Annotated in this window: 17 protein-coding genes; all 17 read right to left on the minus strand. The window is 66.9% G+C overall.

From position 1 onward, the window contains the following. Positions 1-33 precede the first annotated feature (33 nt). Entirely contained in the window at positions 34-1884 is a 1851-nt protein-coding gene (glmS, locus tag F627_RS0100140; RefSeq protein ID WP_018880952.1) for a glutamine--fructose-6-phosphate transaminase (isomerizing), read from the minus strand. A 3-nt stretch (positions 1885-1887) separates the two neighbouring features. Beyond that, positions 1888-3270, minus strand: a complete 1383-nt coding sequence (gene glmU, locus F627_RS0100145) for a bifunctional UDP-N-acetylglucosamine diphosphorylase/glucosamine-1-phosphate N-acetyltransferase GlmU (RefSeq protein ID WP_018876786.1) — start codon at positions 3268-3270, stop codon at positions 1888-1890. 79 nt (positions 3271-3349) lie between these two features. Beyond that, positions 3350-3769, minus strand: coding sequence for a F0F1 ATP synthase subunit epsilon (locus tag F627_RS0100150; RefSeq protein ID WP_018867623.1), 420 nt, complete (start codon positions 3767-3769; stop codon positions 3350-3352). A 13-nt stretch (positions 3770-3782) separates the two neighbouring features. Further along, on the minus strand, positions 3783-5159 hold the full coding sequence (atpD, locus tag F627_RS0100155; protein WP_018867622.1) for a F0F1 ATP synthase subunit beta: 1377 nt from the start codon (positions 5157-5159) through the stop codon (positions 3783-3785). A 58-nt stretch (positions 5160-5217) separates the two neighbouring features. Beyond that, the gene (gene atpG, locus F627_RS0100160) at positions 5218-6078 is read right to left on the minus strand and encodes a F0F1 ATP synthase subunit gamma (RefSeq protein ID WP_018867621.1); all 861 of its coding nucleotides are present in this window, start codon (positions 6076-6078) and stop codon (positions 5218-5220) included. A 12-nt stretch (positions 6079-6090) separates the two neighbouring features. Next, entirely contained in the window at positions 6091-7632 is a 1542-nt protein-coding gene (atpA, locus tag F627_RS0100165; RefSeq protein ID WP_018867620.1) for a F0F1 ATP synthase subunit alpha, read from the minus strand. A 13-nt stretch (positions 7633-7645) separates the two neighbouring features. Next, positions 7646-8182: a F0F1 ATP synthase subunit delta gene (locus tag F627_RS0100170; RefSeq protein ID WP_018867619.1), complete on the minus strand. Its 537-nt coding sequence runs from the start codon at positions 8180-8182 to the stop codon at positions 7646-7648. A gap of 9 nt (positions 8183-8191) precedes the next feature. After that, on the minus strand, positions 8192-8662 hold the full coding sequence (locus tag F627_RS0100175; RefSeq protein ID WP_018867618.1) for a F0F1 ATP synthase subunit B: 471 nt from the start codon (positions 8660-8662) through the stop codon (positions 8192-8194). Between the two features lie 53 nt (positions 8663-8715). After that, on the minus strand, positions 8716-8952 hold the full coding sequence (atpE, locus tag F627_RS0100180; protein ID WP_012983953.1) for a F0F1 ATP synthase subunit C: 237 nt from the start codon (positions 8950-8952) through the stop codon (positions 8716-8718). 53 nt (positions 8953-9005) lie between these two features. Beyond that, on the minus strand, positions 9006-9848 hold the full coding sequence (gene atpB / locus F627_RS0100185) for a F0F1 ATP synthase subunit A (RefSeq protein WP_018867617.1): 843 nt from the start codon (positions 9846-9848) through the stop codon (positions 9006-9008). A gap of 31 nt (positions 9849-9879) precedes the next feature. Continuing rightward, entirely contained in the window at positions 9880-10266 is a 387-nt protein-coding gene (locus tag F627_RS0100190; protein ID WP_018867616.1) for an ATP synthase subunit I, read from the minus strand. Positions 10267-10433: 167 nt separating this feature from the next. Further along, entirely contained in the window at positions 10434-11276 is an 843-nt protein-coding gene (locus F627_RS0100195) for a ParB/RepB/Spo0J family partition protein (protein WP_018867615.1), read from the minus strand. A gap of 46 nt (positions 11277-11322) precedes the next feature. Beyond that, positions 11323-12078, minus strand: a complete 756-nt coding sequence (locus F627_RS0100200; RefSeq protein WP_018867614.1) for a ParA family protein — start codon at positions 12076-12078, stop codon at positions 11323-11325. Positions 12079-12081: 3 nt separating this feature from the next. Beyond that, positions 12082-12705 (minus strand): 16S rRNA (guanine(527)-N(7))-methyltransferase RsmG, encoded by a 624-nt coding sequence (rsmG, locus tag F627_RS0100205; RefSeq protein ID WP_019582936.1) that lies wholly within the window; start codon positions 12703-12705, stop codon positions 12082-12084. 301 nt (positions 12706-13006) lie between these two features. Beyond that, entirely contained in the window at positions 13007-14869 is a 1863-nt protein-coding gene (gene mnmG / locus F627_RS0100210; protein ID WP_019582937.1) for a tRNA uridine-5-carboxymethylaminomethyl(34) synthesis enzyme MnmG, read from the minus strand. A 111-nt stretch (positions 14870-14980) separates the two neighbouring features. Then, a complete protein-coding gene (gene mnmE / locus F627_RS0100215; RefSeq protein WP_019582938.1) occupies positions 14981-16297 on the minus strand; it encodes a tRNA uridine-5-carboxymethylaminomethyl(34) synthesis GTPase MnmE in 1317 nt (438 codons plus the stop codon). A 7-nt stretch (positions 16298-16304) separates the two neighbouring features. Further along, positions 16305-18005 (minus strand): membrane protein insertase YidC, encoded by a 1701-nt coding sequence (yidC, locus tag F627_RS0100220; protein ID WP_019582939.1) that lies wholly within the window; start codon positions 18003-18005, stop codon positions 16305-16307. Positions 18006-18011: the final 6 nt, after the last annotated feature.

An 18011-nucleotide genomic window follows, 5' to 3' on the forward strand; every position in this document is an offset into this window, starting at 1 on the left:
TTCCTGATGGAACAAGCTGTTTGGCGCGGCGCGTTATTCGACGGTGACCGACTTCGCGAGGTTGCGCGGCTGGTCCACGTCGGTGCCCTTCAGCACGGCCGTGTGATAGGCGAGCAACTGCAGCGGGATGGTGAACAGGACCGGCGCCAGCCAGGGGCTGAGGGCCTCGTTCTGCGGGAGGCCGATCCAGGTGTCTTCCGGGGCCAGCGCCCGTGCGGCGCTGGATTCGCCGATCACGATCAGCTGCCCGCCCCGCGCCCGAACCTCCTGCAGGTTGCTGGAGAGCTTTTCCAGCTGGGCGTCGTCCGGGGCGACCGCGATCACCGGCATCTCCGTATCGACCAGGGCCAGCGGGCCGTGTTTCAGCTCGCCCGAGGGATAGGCCTCGGCGTGGATGTAGGAGATCTCCTTCAGCTTGAGGGCACCCTCCAGGGCGATCGGGAAATACGCGCCCCGGCCCAGGAACAGGGCGTGCTGGCGTTCCAGCAGGTCCTCGGCAATCCGCGCGATGGGGGTGTCCAGGGCGAGGATCCGCGCGACCTGATCCGGCAGGCCCCGCAGGGCCGCGACAGCGGCGGCACGGTCGCTGGCCGGCATCCGGGCGGCCTTCGCGACCTGACCCAGCAGCAGGACCAGGATCCCCAGGGCGGCGAGCTGGGTGGTGAAGGCCTTGGTGGAGGCGACACCGATCTCCGGGCCGGCGTGCGTCATCAGGATCAGGTCGGCCGCGCGCGCCATGGTGCTCTCGGGGACATTGCAGATGGCCAGGCGGGCGAGGAACGGCTCCTCCTGGGACTGGCGCAGCACCGCGAGGGTGTCGGCTGTCTCACCGGACTGGGAGATCACCACAAGCAGCGTGCCGGGGGCGAGGACATGGCGGCGGTAGCGGTACTCGCTGGCGACCTCCACCCGCGCCGGCAGGCCCAGGTGCTCCTCGATCCAGTGGGCCGCGACCATGCCGGCGTGATAGCTGGTGCCGCAGGCCACGATCTGGACGGCGGCGACGTCGGCGAGCCGTTCGTCACTGCCCGGGCCGAGGATGTTTTCGAGGATGGCCGCTTCGCCGAGGCGACCGGACAACGTCTCCTCGAGGGCGTGGGGCTGCTCGTAGATCTCCTTGAGCATGAAATGCCGGTATTCGCCACGATCCGCGACGTTCACCTGGCACCGACTCTCGCGGATGCCGCGCTCGACCGGGGCCCCGCGCGCATCCTCGACCTCGACGCCGGCGCGGGTCAGACGGGCGATGTCGCCGTCCTCGAGGTCGACAAAGCGCTGGGTCACCGGGAGCAGGGCCTGCACGTCGGAGGCGGCAAAGGTCTCGCCAATCCCCAGGCCGAGCAGCACCGGGCTCCCGGAGCGGGCGACGATCAGCTCGTCGGGGAAGTCCGCGAACACCGCGGCGATGGCGTAGGCCCCCTGGAGCTCGGCGCAGGTGCTGCGCATCGCCTCTCGCGGGGTGGCACCGGCCTCCAGCGCCTGTTCCAGCCGGTGGGCGATGACCTCGCTGTCGGTCGCCGACACGCAGGGCCAGCCCGCTGCGTCCAGTCGCGAGCGCAGGTCCGCATGGTTCTCGATGATGCCGTTGTGCACGATCGCCACGCGGCCATCCCGCGAGCGATGGGGGTGGGCATTCTCCTCGCTCGGGGCACCGTGTGTGGCCCAGCGGGTGTGGGCGATGCCCACGCGCCCCTGCAGGCCGGCGGCGTCGATGCGCTGCTCCAGCGCCGCCACCTTGCCGATGGCGCGGATGTCCGCAACCGCCCCGTCGTTCACCACCGCTACGCCGGCGGAGTCGTAGCCCCGGTACTCCAGGCGGTGAAGCCCTTCCACCAGGACGGGGACCAGGTTGCGCTCGCCGATGCCTGCCACCAGACCGCACATGGGTTAGCTCTCCTTGTTCTTGCTGGTCTTCTTCGGACGCGGCCAGTCGCGGATGGTGCGGGGCCGGGCGCGCGTGAGCGCCAGGGCACCCGGCTCGACGTCGTCGGACAGGGTGGACCCGGCACCCACAGTGGCATCATCGCCGATGCGGATGGGCGCCACGAGCGCGGTGTTCGAGCCGATAAAGGCCCGTTCGCCGATCTCGGTGTGGTGCTTGTTGGCCCCGTCATAATTGCATGTGATGGTGCCGGCGCCCAGGTTCGCGCCCGCGCCCACCCGGGCATCACCGACATACGTCAGGTGATTCGCCTTCGCTCCCGGACCGAGGGTGGCGTTCTTCATCTCCACAAAGTTGCCGACCCGCGCGCCCGTGCCGAGAACCGTGCCCGGCCGGATGCGCGCAAACGGCCCGATCCGGGCATCCGCGTCCACCCGCACCCCCTCGAGGATGCTGTGCGCCGCGATCTGCGTGCCCGACCCGATCTGGCAGTCGCGCAGCACGCAGCCGGGGCCAATGTAGACATCATCCGCCAGCGTGACCGTGCCCTCGATCACGACGTTCACGTCCAGGGTGCAGTCCTGCCCGAAGGTGAGAACGCCTCGGACATCGACACGGTCGGGATCGGCCAGTGCCAGGCCGTCGCGCATCATGTCGGCGGCCTGCGCCTTCTGGTAGAGCCGTTCCTGGACGGCCAGCTGGGCGCGATCGTTCACGCCGAGCACCGCGGCCGGATCCCGACTCTCGGCAACCGTGACCGCGGATCCGTCGGCGCGGGCCGCGGCGACCACGTCGGTCAGGTACCACTCGCGCGCGCCACCCGGTGCCGGCTCGCAGGCAGCCAGCCAACGGCGCAGATCGCCCGCCGGCGCGGCCAGGACCCCGGTATTGATCAGATCCACGGCCCGTTCGTCGATCGACGCCTCCTTGTCCTCGACGATTCGCTCGAGGGCGCCGTCCGGGGCCAGGATCAGGCGCCCGTAGCCCCCGGGATCGGCAACACGCGCGGCGAGCACGGTCACCCCATCGCCCGCCGCGCAGGCCTCGAGGTCGGCGACCGGGATCCGCGGCACATCGCCGTAGGTCACCAGCACGCGCGCTTCCTCGGGGACATGTTCCAGCGCGCGAAACACCGCGTGTCCCGTGCCGCGGGGCTCACCCTGATCGATCCAGTCGAGGGGCAGCGTCGATTCCGCGAACGCGGCGCGCACGCGTTCCTGCTGGTGGCTCACCACGAGGTGGCAGGCGGCGGCGTCCAGCGCGGCCGCGCGGTCGAGTACATGGGCAAGGAGGGGCCGGCCGGCGAGGGGCTGCAGGACCTTCGGCTTGCGCGAACGCATGCGCGTGCCCTTGCCGGCGGCCAGTACCACGAGATGGAGGGGTGTCATTTCAGGCATGGCTGCAATGATAAAGGGCCAACCGAGATGGTTGGCCCTTGGGGTAGGTCATCCGTCGCAATTCGCCGGATTATTTCCGGCGCAGCTTCTGGATCATCTGCAGGCGGGCGGCCGCCTCGACCAACTCCGCCTGGGCCTTGGCGTAGTCGAAGTCGGCCTTGGAGTTCTCCAGGGCCTCCTCCGCGCGCTTCTTGGCCTCCAGCGCCTCGGCCTCGTCGAGGTCCTTGGCCCGCACTGCGGTGTCCGCGAGGACGGTTACGTGGTAGGGCTGGACCTCGAGGATGCCGCCGGATACGAACACCGGCTGCGGCTCGGCGCCTTCCTTTTCCTGGATGCGCAGTTCGCCCGGGTTGAGCCGGGCGAGCATCTGGGTATGCCCGGCATATACGCCGACCTCGCCACCTTCGGCGGGCGCGGCGATCATCAGGGCCGTACCGGAGTAGATGGACTCCTCCGCACTGACCACATCCACATGCATATTCATGGGCATAACGCCTTGCTCCTTAGCCGAGCTTCTCGGCCTTCTCGACGGCTTCCTCGATGGTGCCGACCATGTAGAAGGCCTGCTCCGGCAGGTGGTCGTATTCACCGTCGACGATCGCCTTGAACGCACGGATGGTGTCCTTCAGGGACACGTACTTGCCGGGCGCCCCGGTGAAGACCTCGGCCACGAAGAACGGCTGCGACAGGTAGCGCTGGATCTTGCGCGCGCGGGCCACGACCAGCTTGTCGTCTTCCGACAGCTCGTCCATCCCGAGGATCGCGATGATGTCCTTCAGCTCCTTGTAGCGCTGCAGGGTACCCTGCACCGCACGGGCAGTGTCGTAGTGCTCCTGGCCAATGATCTGCGGGTCCAGCTGGCGCGAGGTGGAATCCAGCGGATCCACCGCCGGGTAGATCCCCAGCTCGGCGATCTGGCGCGACAGCACGACGGTCGCATCCAGGTGCGCAAAGGTCGTGGCCGGGGACGGGTCGGTCAAGTCATCCGCCGGCACGTAGACGGCCTGGATGGAAGTGATCGAACCCTTCTTGGTCGAGGTGATGCGCTCCTGCAGCACACCCATCTCTTCCGCCAGGGTCGGCTGGTAACCCACCGCGGACGGCATACGACCCAGCAGCGCGGAGACCTCGGTCCCGGCCAGGGTGTAGCGGTAGATGTTGTCGATGAACATCAGCACGTCGCGGCCTTCGTCACGGAAGAACTCGGCCATGGTGAGACCGGTCAGCGCGACGCGCAGACGGTTGCCCGGCGGCTCGTTCATCTGGCCGTAGACCAGGGCCACCTTGTCGAGGACGTTGGAGTCCTTCATTTCGTGATAGAAGTCGTTCCCTTCACGAGTACGCTCGCCCACGCCGGCAAACACCGAATAACCGGAGTGCTCGATCGCGATGTTGCGGATCAGCTCCATCATGTTGACGGTCTTGCCCACGCCGGCGCCGCCGAACAGGCCGACCTTGCCGCCCTTCGCGAAGGGGCACAGCAGATCGATGACCTTGATGCCGGTTTCCAGCAGCTCGGTGGAGCCCGCCTGCTCGTCGAAGGTCGGGGCGGCGCGGTGGATCGACCAGGTCTCCTGGGCCTCCACGTCGCCGGCGTTGTCCACCGGACGACCGAGGACGTCCATCACGCGGCCCAGAGTCCCCTTGCCGACCGGCACGGAGATCGGCTTGCCGGTCGCGGTGACCGGGGTCTGACGCTTCACACCCTCGGTGGTCCCCATGGCGATCGTGCGCACGACACCGTCACCCAGCTGCTGCTGGACTTCCAGGGTCAGGCCGTTTTCCAGGGTCAGGGCGTCGTAGACCTTGGGCACTTCGCCGTGGGGGAACTCCACATCCACGACGGCGCCGATGATTTCGACAATCTTTCCAGAACTCATTTGTTCATCCTCGTAAGTCGTAATTCGTGCCGAGTCGACCGATACGTGACGGCGGGCGCTAGACCGCGGCCGCGCCGCTGACGATCTCGGAGATCTCCTGGGTGATCGCGGCCTGGCGCGCCTTGTTGTAGACGAGCTGCAGGTCCTTGATCATCGTGCCGGCGTTGTCGGAGGCGGACTTCATCGCCACCATGCGCGCGGCCATTTCGCAGGCCACGTTCTCGACCACCGCCTGGTAGATCAGGGACTCGACATAGCGCTCGAGCAGCGTATCCATCACCGGATGCGTGTCGGGCTCGTAGATGTAATCCCAGTGGTGCTTGAGCGATTCGTCCCGGCTCGGCGCCGTCGGCAGCAGCTGGGTCACCTCGGGCTGCTGCGTCATCGTGTTGACGAACTTGTTCTCCAGCAGCACGACGCGGTCCACCTTGCCGTCGCGGAAGTTGTCCAGCACCACCTTGATCGACCCGATCAGGTCGTTGATGTGCGGACGGTCACCGAGATCCTTGGCTTCGGCCACGATGTTGCCGCCAAGGCGCTTGAAGAACTGCAGCGCCTTGTTGCCCACCACGCAGAGATCGACCTCGACACCCTCGTCGCGGTACCGGCGCATCTCGCCGACAGCCTTCTTGAACAGGTTGGTATTCAACCCGCCGCAGAGGCCGCGATCGGTCGACACGATGATCAGCGCCACGCGCTTCACTTCGCGCTCCACCATGAACGGATGCTTGTACTCGGCATTCGCCATGGCGACGTGACCGATCACGTCGTGGATCTTCTGCGCGTAGGGCCGGGACTCTTCCATACGGTCCTGGGCCTTGCGCATCTTGGACGCGGCGACCATCTCCATCGCCTTGGTGATCTTCTGAGTATTCTGGATACTCTTGATCTGCGTCCGAATCTCCTTAGTGCCCGCCATTGCGTGCTCCCGTTACCAGCTGTGCTTGGCCTTGAACTCTTCCAGGGCCTTCTTCAGCTTTTCCTGGATGGAGTCGTTGTAGTCGCCAGTGCTGTTGATTTCGTCCAGGAGCTCCTTCTGCGAGGAACGCGCATAGGCGATCAGTTCCTTTTCGAAGCTCACGACCTTTTCCGCCTCGACGTCGTCGAGGTAGCCCTCGTTCGCGGCATACAGGGAGAAGGCCATCTCGCCAATGGACATCGGCTGGTACTGACCCTGCTTCATCAGCTCGGTCACGCGCTTGCCGCGATCCAGCTGCTTGCGGGTCAGTTCGTCCAGATCGGAGGCAAACTGCGAGAATGCCGCCAGCTCGCGATACTGGGCCAGCGCCAGACGCACGCCACCACCGAGCTTCTTGATGATCTTGGTCTGCGCCGAACCACCCACGCGGGAGACCGACAGACCGGCGTTGATCGCCGGACGGATGCCCGAGTTGAACAGGTCGGTCTCGAGGAAGATCTGGCCGTCGGTGATCGAGATCACGTTGGTCGGCACGAACGCGGACACGTCGCCGGCCTGGGTCTCGATGATCGGCAGCGCGGTCAGCGAACCGGTCTGGCCCTTCACCTCGCCGTTGGTCTTTTCTTCCACGTACTCGGCGTTCACGCGGGAGGCCCGCTCCAGCAGACGCGAATGCAGGTAGAAGACGTCGCCCGGATAGGCTTCGCGGCCCGGCGGGCGGCGCAGCAGCAGGGAGACCTGACGGTAGGCCCAGGCCTGCTTGGTCAGGTCGTCGTAGACGATCAGGGCGTCTTCGCCACGGTCGCGGAAGTACTCGCCCATCGCGCAGCCGGCATACGGGGCGATGAACTGCATCGCGGCCGACTCGGAGGCGTTGGCGGCGACGATGATGGTGTTCTCCATCGCGCCGGCCTCTTCCAGCTTGGCCACCACGGACGCAACCGACGAGGCCTTCTGGCCCACGGCGACGTAGATACACTTAACGCCGGAGTCCTTCTGGTTGATGATCGCGTCGATCGCCACGGCGGTCTTGCCGGTCTGACGGTCGCCGATGATCAGCTCGCGCTGGCCGCGGCCGACCGGAACCATGGCGTCGATCGCCTTGATGCCGGACTGCAGCGGCTGGTCGACGGACTGGCGTTCGATAACGCCCGGGGCGATCTTTTCGATCGGGCTGGTCACGTCGGTGTTCACCGGGCCCTTGCCGTCGATCGGGCGACCCAGGGAGTCCACCACGCGACCGAGCAGGGCCTCGCCCACCGGGACCTCGAGGATGCGGCCGGTGCACTTGACCGTGTCGCCTTCCTTGATGTGCTTGTAGTCACCCAGGATCACGACGCCGACGGAGTCGCGCTCGAGGTTGAGCGCCATGCCGAAGGTGTCCTCGGGGAACTCGAGCATCTCGCCCTGCATGACGTCACCCAGGCCGTGCACACGCGCGATACCGTCGGTCAGGCTGACCACGGTGCCCTCGTTGGAGGCCTCGGAGGAGGCATCGAATTTCTCGATGCGCTGTTTGATCAGATCACTGATCTCGGAGGGATTCAGTTGCATGTTAAATATCCTCTTAGCGACTCAAATTGGCAGCCAGGCGGTTCAGCTGGCCTCGCACGGAGCCGTCGATTACCAGGTCGCCGGCGCGGATGATGGCGCCCCCCAGCAGGGAGCTGTCGACTGAGCATTCGAGATCGACTTCGCAGCCCAGGCCCTTGACCAGGGCGTCGTGGATCTCTTTCTCCTGCGCCTGCGTGAGCTTGCGGAAGGCGGTGACATCGGCGTGCACACGCTGTTCCGCGGCGGCCTTGAGTTCCTCGAAGGCGTCACGGACGGCGGGCAGGGCCGGCAGGCGGCCGTTCTCCGCCAGCAGGCGCACCAGATTGCCGGCCTCGGCACCGACCTTGTCACCGGCCACGTCCAGCACCAGCTGGGCGCGATCGGCACGCGGGAGCCGCGGGTTGGAGAGGAGACTGTGCATCTGCGAGTCGCTGGCGATCGCCGCCAGCAACTCGAGCTGCTCGGCCCAGCCGGCGAGATCCTTGGCCTCGCGGGCCCGCTCGAATGCCGCGCGGGCGTAGGGTCGGGCGACCGAAATCAGGTCTGACATAACGTCTCCTTAGAGCTTGGCCGCGAGCTTCTTGAGCAGATCGCCGTGGGCCTTGGCGTCAATCTCCTTGGCCAGGATCTGCTCGGCGCCGGCAACCGCCAGTTCGGAGACCTGCTTGCGCAGCTCTTCCTTCGCGCGGTTGAGCTCCTGCTCGATTTCGGATTGCGCCGCTTCCTTGATGCGGTCGCCTTCCTCGCGGGCCGTGGTCTTGCTCTCCTCGACCAGATCGTTGGCACGCTTCTGGGCGGAGGCGACGATCTCGTTGGCCTGCTGTTTGGCTTCCTTGATCACCTCGGTCGCACGCTCCTGGGCGAGCTCCTGCTCTTTCTCGCCGCGCTCCGCTGCGGCGAGACCGTCGGCAATCTTCTTGCGACGCTCTTCCAGGGCGTTGGACATGGGCGGCCAGACGTAGCGCATCGTGAACCACACGAAGACGCTGAACGCGAGCAGCTGGCCGATGATGGTCAGATTGATATTCATCCTGCTACCTCGGGTTGACGAGTGTGAGGGATCCTCGGGACTCGGTCAGCCTCTTAGCCCAGGGCGAACAGAACGTACAGGCCGATACCCACACCGATCATCGGCACGGCGTCGGTCAGACCCATGACGATGAAGAACTGGGTACGCAGCATCGGGATCAGTTCCGGCTGACGCGCGGCGCCTTCCAGGAAGCGACCACCCAGGGTGCCCACGCCGATCGCGGCGCCGACAGCGGCCAGACCCAGGAGCAGAGAGCCAGCCAGAACGATCAGAGCGTTTGCCATTTCCATTTTTGTATCTCCAGTCGAGTGTTGAAACAGTCAGTTGAGTAGGAAGATCGGAATCAGTGGTCTTCGCTGTACGCCATGTCCAGATAGACCACGGTCAGCACCATGAAGATGAAGGCCTGCAGCGGCACCACGAGGATGTGGAAGATCGCCCAGCCGACATGCAGCACGCCGCCGGCCAGACCCAGGATCAGGCCCGCGGAGTACATCACGCCGATCAGGATGAAGATCATCTCCGCGGCGTACAGGTTGCCGAACAGTCGCAGGGCGAGCGAGGCCGGCTTGGCCAGCAGGTTGATGAACTCCAGGACGAAGTTGATCGTCCAGAAGATCGGCTTCAGGAACACGATGTTGGTCTGGAACGGGATACCCGTGAGTTCCTTGATGAAGCCGACCGGGCCCTTGATCTTCAGCGAGTAGTAGATGATCAGGATAAACACGCCCAGCGCGAGGCCGGCGGTCACGTTGATATCCGTGGTGGGCACGATCTTGAAGTACGGGATGCCCAGTAGATAGGCGATGTGCGGCAGCAGATCCACCGGCACCAGGTCCATCAGGTTGAGCAGGAAGATCCAGACAAAGATGGTCAGCGCGAGCGGCGCGACCATGTCGTTCTTGTGCTTGAAGGAACCACGGACGTTGTCGTTGACGAAGTCCATGGTCATTTCGACGAAGTTCTGCCAGCCGCCCGGGACGCCGGCGGTGACCTTCTTGGCCGCGGCGCGGAACGTCAGGATAAACAGCAGACCCAGACCGATCGACCAGAGCATGGAGTCGACATGGATCGCCCAGAAGCCCATCTCGGCGGCTTCGGTGCTGGTCGAGGCGAAGCTCAGTCCGTTCTCGGGGTGGAGCCCGAAGGTGAGGTTCGTGAGATGGTGAGCAATGTGCTCTTCCATCGTGGGCAGTTCGCTTTCTGAAGCCATGCAGTTATCTCGTCATTGCTTGATCAGAAACCCGGTGCAGCCACCACAGGGGGGCCAGGTGCACCAGGAGGAAGATGCCGAACAGGGCCGGTAGGTCCGGCTCGTCCAGGTAAGCGAACGCCACCCCGAATGCCACCGCGATGATTGCCAGTCGTCCCAGCTGTGCGCCCATCATGCGGGCGGTCAGCGAGCCCACCTGATCGGCTCGATAGGGCCGAAACACGACGACCGCGGCCACGGCGTTGCCGAGGGTCGCGGTCATGCCGCCCACCGCGGCCGAGATCGCCACGATCGGGGGGAACAGGGCCAGAAGCAGGCCCGACAGAATCAGCGTTAAGGCGAGCTGCAGACCCAGCGATTGTAAGGCGTGTCTGAAGCGTCGCGGTGTCATTCAGCGGATGGGCACACCCACCCCTCTCCCAAAAAGTGCGCGTAGTATAAGAGCGCCCTTCTATTAGGTCAAACCGTTATGGGGCTGTAAGCAGGGGTTTGGGCCCGGTGCGGGCGGGGCGCGCGGACGGCGTTGCCGGGCGGATTGGCGCGGGGAGTCCGCGGCCTCTACTGGATGTGTTCGAGGATCCCGTCGAGCTCGTCGAGGCTGTTGTACTCGATGACCAGGCGACCCTTGCCCTGGCGGTTGTAGCGCACCTGCACCGGAGCGCCGAGCTGGTCGGACAGGCGGCTTTCCAGTTGCCGGACTTCGGGCGAGGGTCCGGTGTCCTTCTTCGGCTCCGGGGTGGCGGCCAGGACCTTCTTCACCAGTTGTTCGGTTGCGCGCACGGAGAGCCCGCGCTTGACGACGGTGGCGGCAACCCCCGGCTGATCGTCGAGGGGAACAGCGAGCAGGCAGCGGGCATGGCCCATTTCCAGGCGGCCCTCGTTGACGTGTTCCTTCACGCTGTCGTGGAGTTCCAGCAGGCGCAGCAGGTTGGTCACCGAGGTGCGCGAACGGCCCACGGCATCGGCCGCGGCCTGGTGGGTCATCTCGAACTCCCCGATCAGGCGCCGGATCGCCTGGGCCTCCTCCAGCGGGTTCAGGTCCTCGCGCTGGATGTTCTCGATCAGGGCCATCGCGGCGGCGGCCTGGTCGGGAATGTCGCGCACCACCGCCGGCACTGTTTCCAGCCCCGCGATCTGGGCCGCGCGCCAGCGGCGTTCGCCGGCGATCAGTTCGTAGCCATCCTCCAGCCGCCGGACGACGACTGGCTGCACGATCCCCTGGGCACGAATGGAGTCCGCGAGTTCCGCCAGGGCGGCCTCGGCCATGTGGACGCGCGGCTGGTACTTGCCACGCCGGATCTGCTCGATCGGCAGTTGATCCAGGCTGTCGGCTTCGTCGCCGCCGGCCTGGGCGCCGGAAAGGAGGGCATCGAGGCCGCGGCCCAGTCCACGTTTCGCCATGGTCGATCGTTCCTGCAGACAGTCGGTTGGGGGGGGACGGGCGGCGTCAGCGCCGCAACATCTCGCCGGCCAGGGCCAGGTAGGCCACCGCGCCGCGCGAGGAGGCATCATACAACAAGGCCGGCTGGCCAAAACTGGGGGCCTCGGCCAGGCGGATGTTGCGCGGGATCACGGTGCGGAACACACGGTCGCCGAAATGGCCGGTCAGCTGTTCGGAGACGTCCCCGGACAGACGGTTGCGCGGGTCGAACATGGTGCGCAGCAACCCGGAGATGCGCAGCTTCGGGTTGGGCCCGCGCTGGATGCTCTCGATGGTGCGCATCAGGGCGGTCAGGCCCTCGAGGGCGTAGTACTCGCACTGCATCGGGATCACGACGCCGTCGGCGGCGACCAGGCCATTGACGGTAAGCAGGTTCAGCGACGGCGGGCAATCCACCAGGATGTGGTCGTAGTTCGCGGCGGCCGCGCCCAGCGCATCCTGCAGGCGGTATTCGCGGCGATCGGCCTCCATCAACCGCACCTCGGCCACGGTCAGGTCGCCGTTCGACGGGACCAGGTCGTAGCCGGCCTCGACCCGGTGGGCGGCCTCGGCGACCGTGGCCTGGCCCAGCAGCACCTCGCAGGAGGTGGGGTCGTCGGCATGCTTGTCCACGCCGGAGCCGGTGGTGGCATTGCCCTGGGGATCCATGTCCACCACGAGTACGCGCTTGCCCAGGCGCGCCAGCGATGCGGCCAGGTTAACGCAGGTGGTGGTCTTGCCGACCCCGCCCTTCTGATTGGTGATCGCCAGTGTATCGGTCACGGCTCAGGCTCTCTCGATAATGGCAACGTGGCGCTCGGCCACCTCGCCGGGAATGGTAACCGGATCCACCCGGCGGTACGCCCAGGGCGCCGGCAGGGGGTCATCGACCACCCGCCGCTGTCCGAGCATGGCCAGTACCCGGCCCCCGGGCGCCACGGTGTGCGCGACCCGCGCGAGCATCTCGGCCGGAGCCTTGAACGCCCGGGACAGCACGGTGGTATACGGCGCCTCGGGGTGGAAGTCCTCGATGCGCGCGTGGATCGCCTCGGCGTTCGCCAGACCGGTCAGGCCGATCACGTTACGCAGGAAGCGGATGCGTTTGGCCGCGCTGTCCAGCAGACAGAAGTCGCGCTCGCGTTCGGTCGCGGCCAGGATGAACCCCGGGAGCCCGGCCCCGGTGCCCACGTCGAGCACGCGTTCGCCCTGAAGATACGGGCGCAGGGTCAGGCTGTCGAGTATGTGGCGTGGAATCAGCAAGGCGGGATCGCGCACCGCGGTGAGGTTGTGCACCCGGTTCCAGCGCTGGAGCTCGGCGAGGTAGATCGCCAGCACCTCGCGGGCGCGGGCATCCAGGTCCCAGGCATCGGCACAGGACGCGAGCCGCGCCCCCCAGTCCTCACTCGCCACTGGCGCGCTGCTCCAAGGACACACTGATCCATGTACACCCTCGCGCTCGAGTCGCTTTTGCGTGCCAACAAGGCGCGGTGACCGCCGTGCAGTCATTCTGCACAAGGGAGCCGCAACGCCGTGCGCGCGCCCGTTTCTGATACCAACGGGCGGCCGAGCCCCTTCGGGGTTGGCACCCCAGGTTTTCGGATCCTGCGTTGCACCCCGAATCCATCAGAAACGGGCGGGTAGAACCACTACCCGCTGCGCGCCCCGCCTGGTCTCGGAAAACCTGGGGTACCAACGCGAGGGTGTACATGGATCAGTGTGTCCTTAGGTGTACGGCCAGGGCCGACAGCGCGGCCGGGGTTACGCCCGGAATGCGCTGGGCCTGGGCCAGGGTATGCGGACGGAATTCGGCCAGCTTCTGGCGGATCTCGTTGGACAGGCCGTGGACCCGGTCGTAGTCGAGACCGTCCGGCAGGGCCGTCTGCTCGGCGCTGGCCTGGCGCTCGATCTCGGCCTGCTGGCGCTCGATGTAGCCGGCGTACTTGGCCTGGATCTCGGCCTGTTCGCGCACGTCCGGTGCGCAGCCCGCATCCAGTTCCGGGAGGGCCTGCATCAGGGCGTCATAGTCGGCCTCCGGCCGGCGCAGCAGGTCGAGCAGCGTGGCATCCGGGTCCGGGGCCTTGCCGAGGAGTTCGACCAGGGCCGGGCGAGCTCGTTGATCGCGGTCCGGTCGGGTCTGTGCCAGCCGGCTCATCTCCGACTCGATCGCCGCCGCGCGGCGCTCGAACCGGGCCCAGCGGGCATCGTCGACCAGGCCGTATTCACGGCCGACCGGGGTCAGACGCAGATCCGCATTGTCCTCGCGCAGCAGCAGCCGGTATTCGGCGCGCGAGGTGAACATGCGGTAGGGCTCCTGCGTGCCGCGGGTGACCAGGTCGTCGATCAGCACGCCGATGTAGGCCTCGGAGCGCTGCGGGATCCAGGGTTCGGCGTCCCGGGTCAGGCGGGCGGCATTGAGCCCGGCGACCAGGCCTTGCGCCGCGGCCTCTTCGTATCCTGTGGTGCCGTTGATCTGCCCGGCAAAGAACAGATTGGCCACCTCGCGCGTGGCCAGCGACGGGCGCAGGCCGCGCGGGTCGAAGTAGTCGTACTCAATCGCGTAGCCCGGACGGGTAATACGCGCGCGCTCGAATCCCTCGATGCTCTGCACCAGCGGCACCTGGATCGCATACGGCAGGGAGGTGGAGATCCCGTTCGGGTAGAGCTCGTGCGTGGTCAGCCCTTCCGGCTCGACGAAGACCTGGTGGCTGGTCTTGTCGGCAAAGCGCACGACCTTGTCCTCGATCGAGGGGCAGTAGCGCGGTCCGGTGCTGTCGATCTGGCCGGAATACATCGGGGCCTGATCGAGGTTGGCGCGGATCAGGTCGTGGGTCTTTTCGCTGGTGCGCGCGATATGACAGGGGCGCTGGGCCGGGTGCTCGTCGGTCGACCCGGTGAACGAGAACACCGGGCGCGGGTCATCGCCCGGCTGCACCTCGAGGCGCGCGAAGTCGACGCTGCGCCCGTCGATGCGCGGCGGGGTGCCGGTCTTCAGGCGCCCGACCGCAAAGGCCATCTCGCGCAGGCGCGCGGCCAGGCGCACGCTCGGCGGATCGCCCGCGCGACCGCCCGGCTGCCGGGTCAGCCCGGTGTGCATCTGGCCGTTGAGGAACGTCCCCACCGTCAGCACGACGGCACGGGCCTGGAACGCAGTCCCCGCCTCGGTGACCACGCCGGTCGCACGATCGCCCTCCATGGTGATGTCGGCCACCGGCTGCTGGAAGATCTCCAGATTCGGCTCGGCCTCCACGAACTGGCGAATGGCCTGGCGGTAGAGCTGCCGGTCGGACTGGGCGCGGGTCGCGCGCACCGCCGGGCCCTTGCGCCGGTTGAGGATGCGGAAGTGGATGCCGGCGGCATCCGCCGCACGTGCCATCACGCCCCCCAGGGCATCGATCTCCTTCACCAGGTGGCCCTTGCCGATGCCGCCGATCGCCGGATTGCAGCTCATCTGGCCGATGGTCTCGAGGTTGTGGGTCAGCAGCAGCGTGCGCGCACCCGCGCGCGCCGCGGCCAGTGCGGCCTCGGTGCCGGCGTGTCCGCCGCCAATCACGATGACATCGAATGTTTCTGCCATGACCTCTGCAAGCCCGGCCGGTGGTCGGCCCGAAAACGTAAAATCAGCAGTTTAGCAGGAGTGGCGGCGGCGTCGAAGCGGCCGCATGGGGATCCATGTTTCCCTGCGCCATCACTTGCCGATGCAGAACCCGGCGAAGATCTCGCCGAGCAGGGCCTCGTGGTCCTGGCGACCCAGCAGGGCATCCAGCGCGGCCTCGGCCAGGCGCAGCTCTTCGGCAATCACATCCGGCGGGGCCTGCGCGTCGATCGCGGCCAGGTGGTGGGCGGCCGAACGCAGACCATCGAGATGGCGCGCGCGCACGCTGAAGCGCTGCTGCCCGCCCTCGCCGGCACCCAGGCGCTCGACGATCGCCTGCTTCAGTGCTTCGATGCCCGCACCCGTGCGCGCGGAGATGGCGATCCCCTCGCCTGGAAGGGAATCCTTTGCAACGCAGTCCTGCTTGTTCCAGACCGTAAGACGCGGGATCTCGGGCGCGGCCTCCAGATCGGGGACGGCCTCCGGCCGGGTCAGGTCCCGCAGCTCCACGATCAGATCGGCCCCGGTCGCGGCCTCGCGGGCGCGCTCCATGCCGATGCGCTCCACCGGGTCGTCGCTGGCATGCAGCCCTGCGGTATCGATCAGCTCGACCGGGATGCCGTGGATGGCGATCGGCGAGCGCAGCACATCGCGCGTAGTCCCGGGGCGGTCGGTGACGATCGCCACCTCACTCTCGGCCAGGCGGTTCATCAGGCTGGACTTGCCGACATTCGGGGCCCCCACCAGGGCCAGACGCAGGCCCTGGGCGAAGTACCGGGCCGGGCGCAGGCGCTCCAGCAACGCGACGATGGTGGCGTGCAGTTCCTCCGCCCGCCGGGCGATGTCCGGGGCCGCCTCGGATTCAAGATCGGTCTCGCCGAAGTCGATCTCGGCCTCGATGACCACGCGCATGTCGCGGATCGCGCGGGAGACCGGCTCCAGCTCCGCGGCCAGCGCACCATCGAGGCTGGAGCGGGCCAGGCGCGCGGCCTCGGCCGTCTGGGCATGGATCAGGTCGGCGACGGCCTCCGCCTGCGCGAGGTCGAGGCGGCCGTTCAGAAAGGCCTGTTCGGTGAATTCGCCCGGCCGCGCGCGGCGGGCCCCGAGATCGACCGACGCCGCGACCAGCGCCTCCAGCAGCACCGGGCTGCCGTGCCCCTGTAGCTCGACCACGTCCTCGCCGGTGAAGGAATGGGGGGCGGGGAAATAGAGGATCAGGCCATCGTCGATGGCCTCGCCACTGGCCGGATTGATGAGGCGGCCGTAGTGGGCATGGCGCGGTCGCAGGCTGTCGCGCCCGGTCAGGCGCCGTGCGATCTCCAGCGCCTCGGCGCCCGACAGGCGCACGACGCCTATTCCGCCGACCCCCGGCGGGGTGGCGACCGCGACGATGGTGTCCGCCACGGTCACGGCCCGGTCAGCTCTTCTGCTTGTCCGGGTCCTCGCCGCCCTCGATCTTGCGCGTGATGTACCACTGCTGGGCGATGGAGAACAGGTTGTTGGTGAACCAGTACAGCACCAGGCCCGCCGGGAAGAAGGCGAAGAAGATCGTGAACACGAACGGCAGCGCCATGAAGATCTTCTGTTGTACCGGGTCCATCGGCGGCGGGTTCAGCTTGTACTGCACGAACATGGACACGCCCATCAGGATCGGCAGGATAAAGTACGGATCGCGCGAGGACAGATCCTGGATCCACAGCCACCACGGGGCCTGACGCAGTTCCACACTCTCCAGCAGCACCCAGTACAGGGCGATGAATACCGGGATCTGCACCAGGATCGGGAGACAGCCACCCAGCGGGTTGATCTTCTCCTTTTTGTACAGGTCCATCAGCGCCTGGTTCATGCGCTGCTTGTCGTCCTTGTAGCGCTCCTTCAGGGCCTGCAGCTTGGGCGCGACCTTGCGCATGCGCGCCATCGAGCGGTAGCTGGTCGCGGACAGCTTGAAGAACGCCAGCTTGATCAGGATCGTCAGGATGACGATCGCCCAGCCCCAGTTGCCGACCACCGCATGGATCTTGTCCAGCAGCCAGAAAAGGGGCTTGGACAGGAAGGTGAAGATGCCGTAGTCGACGGTCAGCTCCAGACCCTGTGCGATCTGGGAAAGCTCGTCCTGCAGCTTCGGGCCCACCCACAGGCGCGTGGAAAATGCGCCGCTGGAGCCGGCCGGGATCTGGATCGATTCGGAGTGGAGGCCGATCAGGTACTCGTCACCCACCTCGCCCGGCACCGCGCGGGCATAGAGCGCATTGACCTCGTCCTCGCCCGGGACCCAGGCGGACACAAAGTAGTGCTGGATCATCGCGACCCAGCCACCCTGGATGCGCGCCTGGATGGGGTCGTCGCGCAGCGACTCGAAGCGTTCGCGCTCGTAGCTCCCATCGAAATAGGCGGCACCGGTGAAGGTGTAAAGCCACCAGGACTCGCGGTCGGGCGTGGGGCCGTGACGCAGCTGACGGTACTGGCGACCGCTCCAGGTGGAATCCGAGCGGTTGTGGACCTCGTAGTCCACCTCGATCAGATGCGAGCCGCGGGTGAAGGTATAGGTCTTGATGACCTCGATCTCGCCATCCTCGGAAATCCAGCGCAGCGGGACCTCGAGGGTGTCCTGGCCCTCGGCCAGATCGAAGCGGTCCTGGTCGACCTGGAAATTGGCGTGATGCGACGGGGCGCGACCCTCCATGGAACGGTCGTTGACCCGGTCATGGGTCAGGCCGCTCTGGGCAACATAGCCCCGGACCCGATGGTCGAACAGGCGCACAGGGACCAGCGGATCGTCCTGCAGGTCCCGCGGGTACTGCAGCAGGTCCGCCCGCAGGAGCGTACCGCCACGGGTATCGATCAGGATCTCGTGGGTGTCGGTGCGCACCGTGATCTGGCGGCGGTCCGGCTCCTGCAGCGTACTGACCTGTGGCGCATCGTCCGCGCGCGGCTGGTCCTCCGACTCGAACTGCGGCGCATCCGGCACATCCTCCGGCCGCGCGTCCGGATCCTCCTCGGCCTGCTCGGCGGTACGATCCGGCTGGGAGGGAGTGCCGTAATCCTGATTCCAGGCCTGCCACATCAGGAACAGGACAAAGGCCAGGGTTAGCCACAGGAGGGGACGAAGGTTATCCATGAGCGC

It is taken from the genome of Thioalkalivibrio sp. ALE16, assembly GCF_000381305.1.
Classification (GTDB): domain Bacteria; phylum Pseudomonadota; class Gammaproteobacteria; order Ectothiorhodospirales; family Ectothiorhodospiraceae; genus Thioalkalivibrio.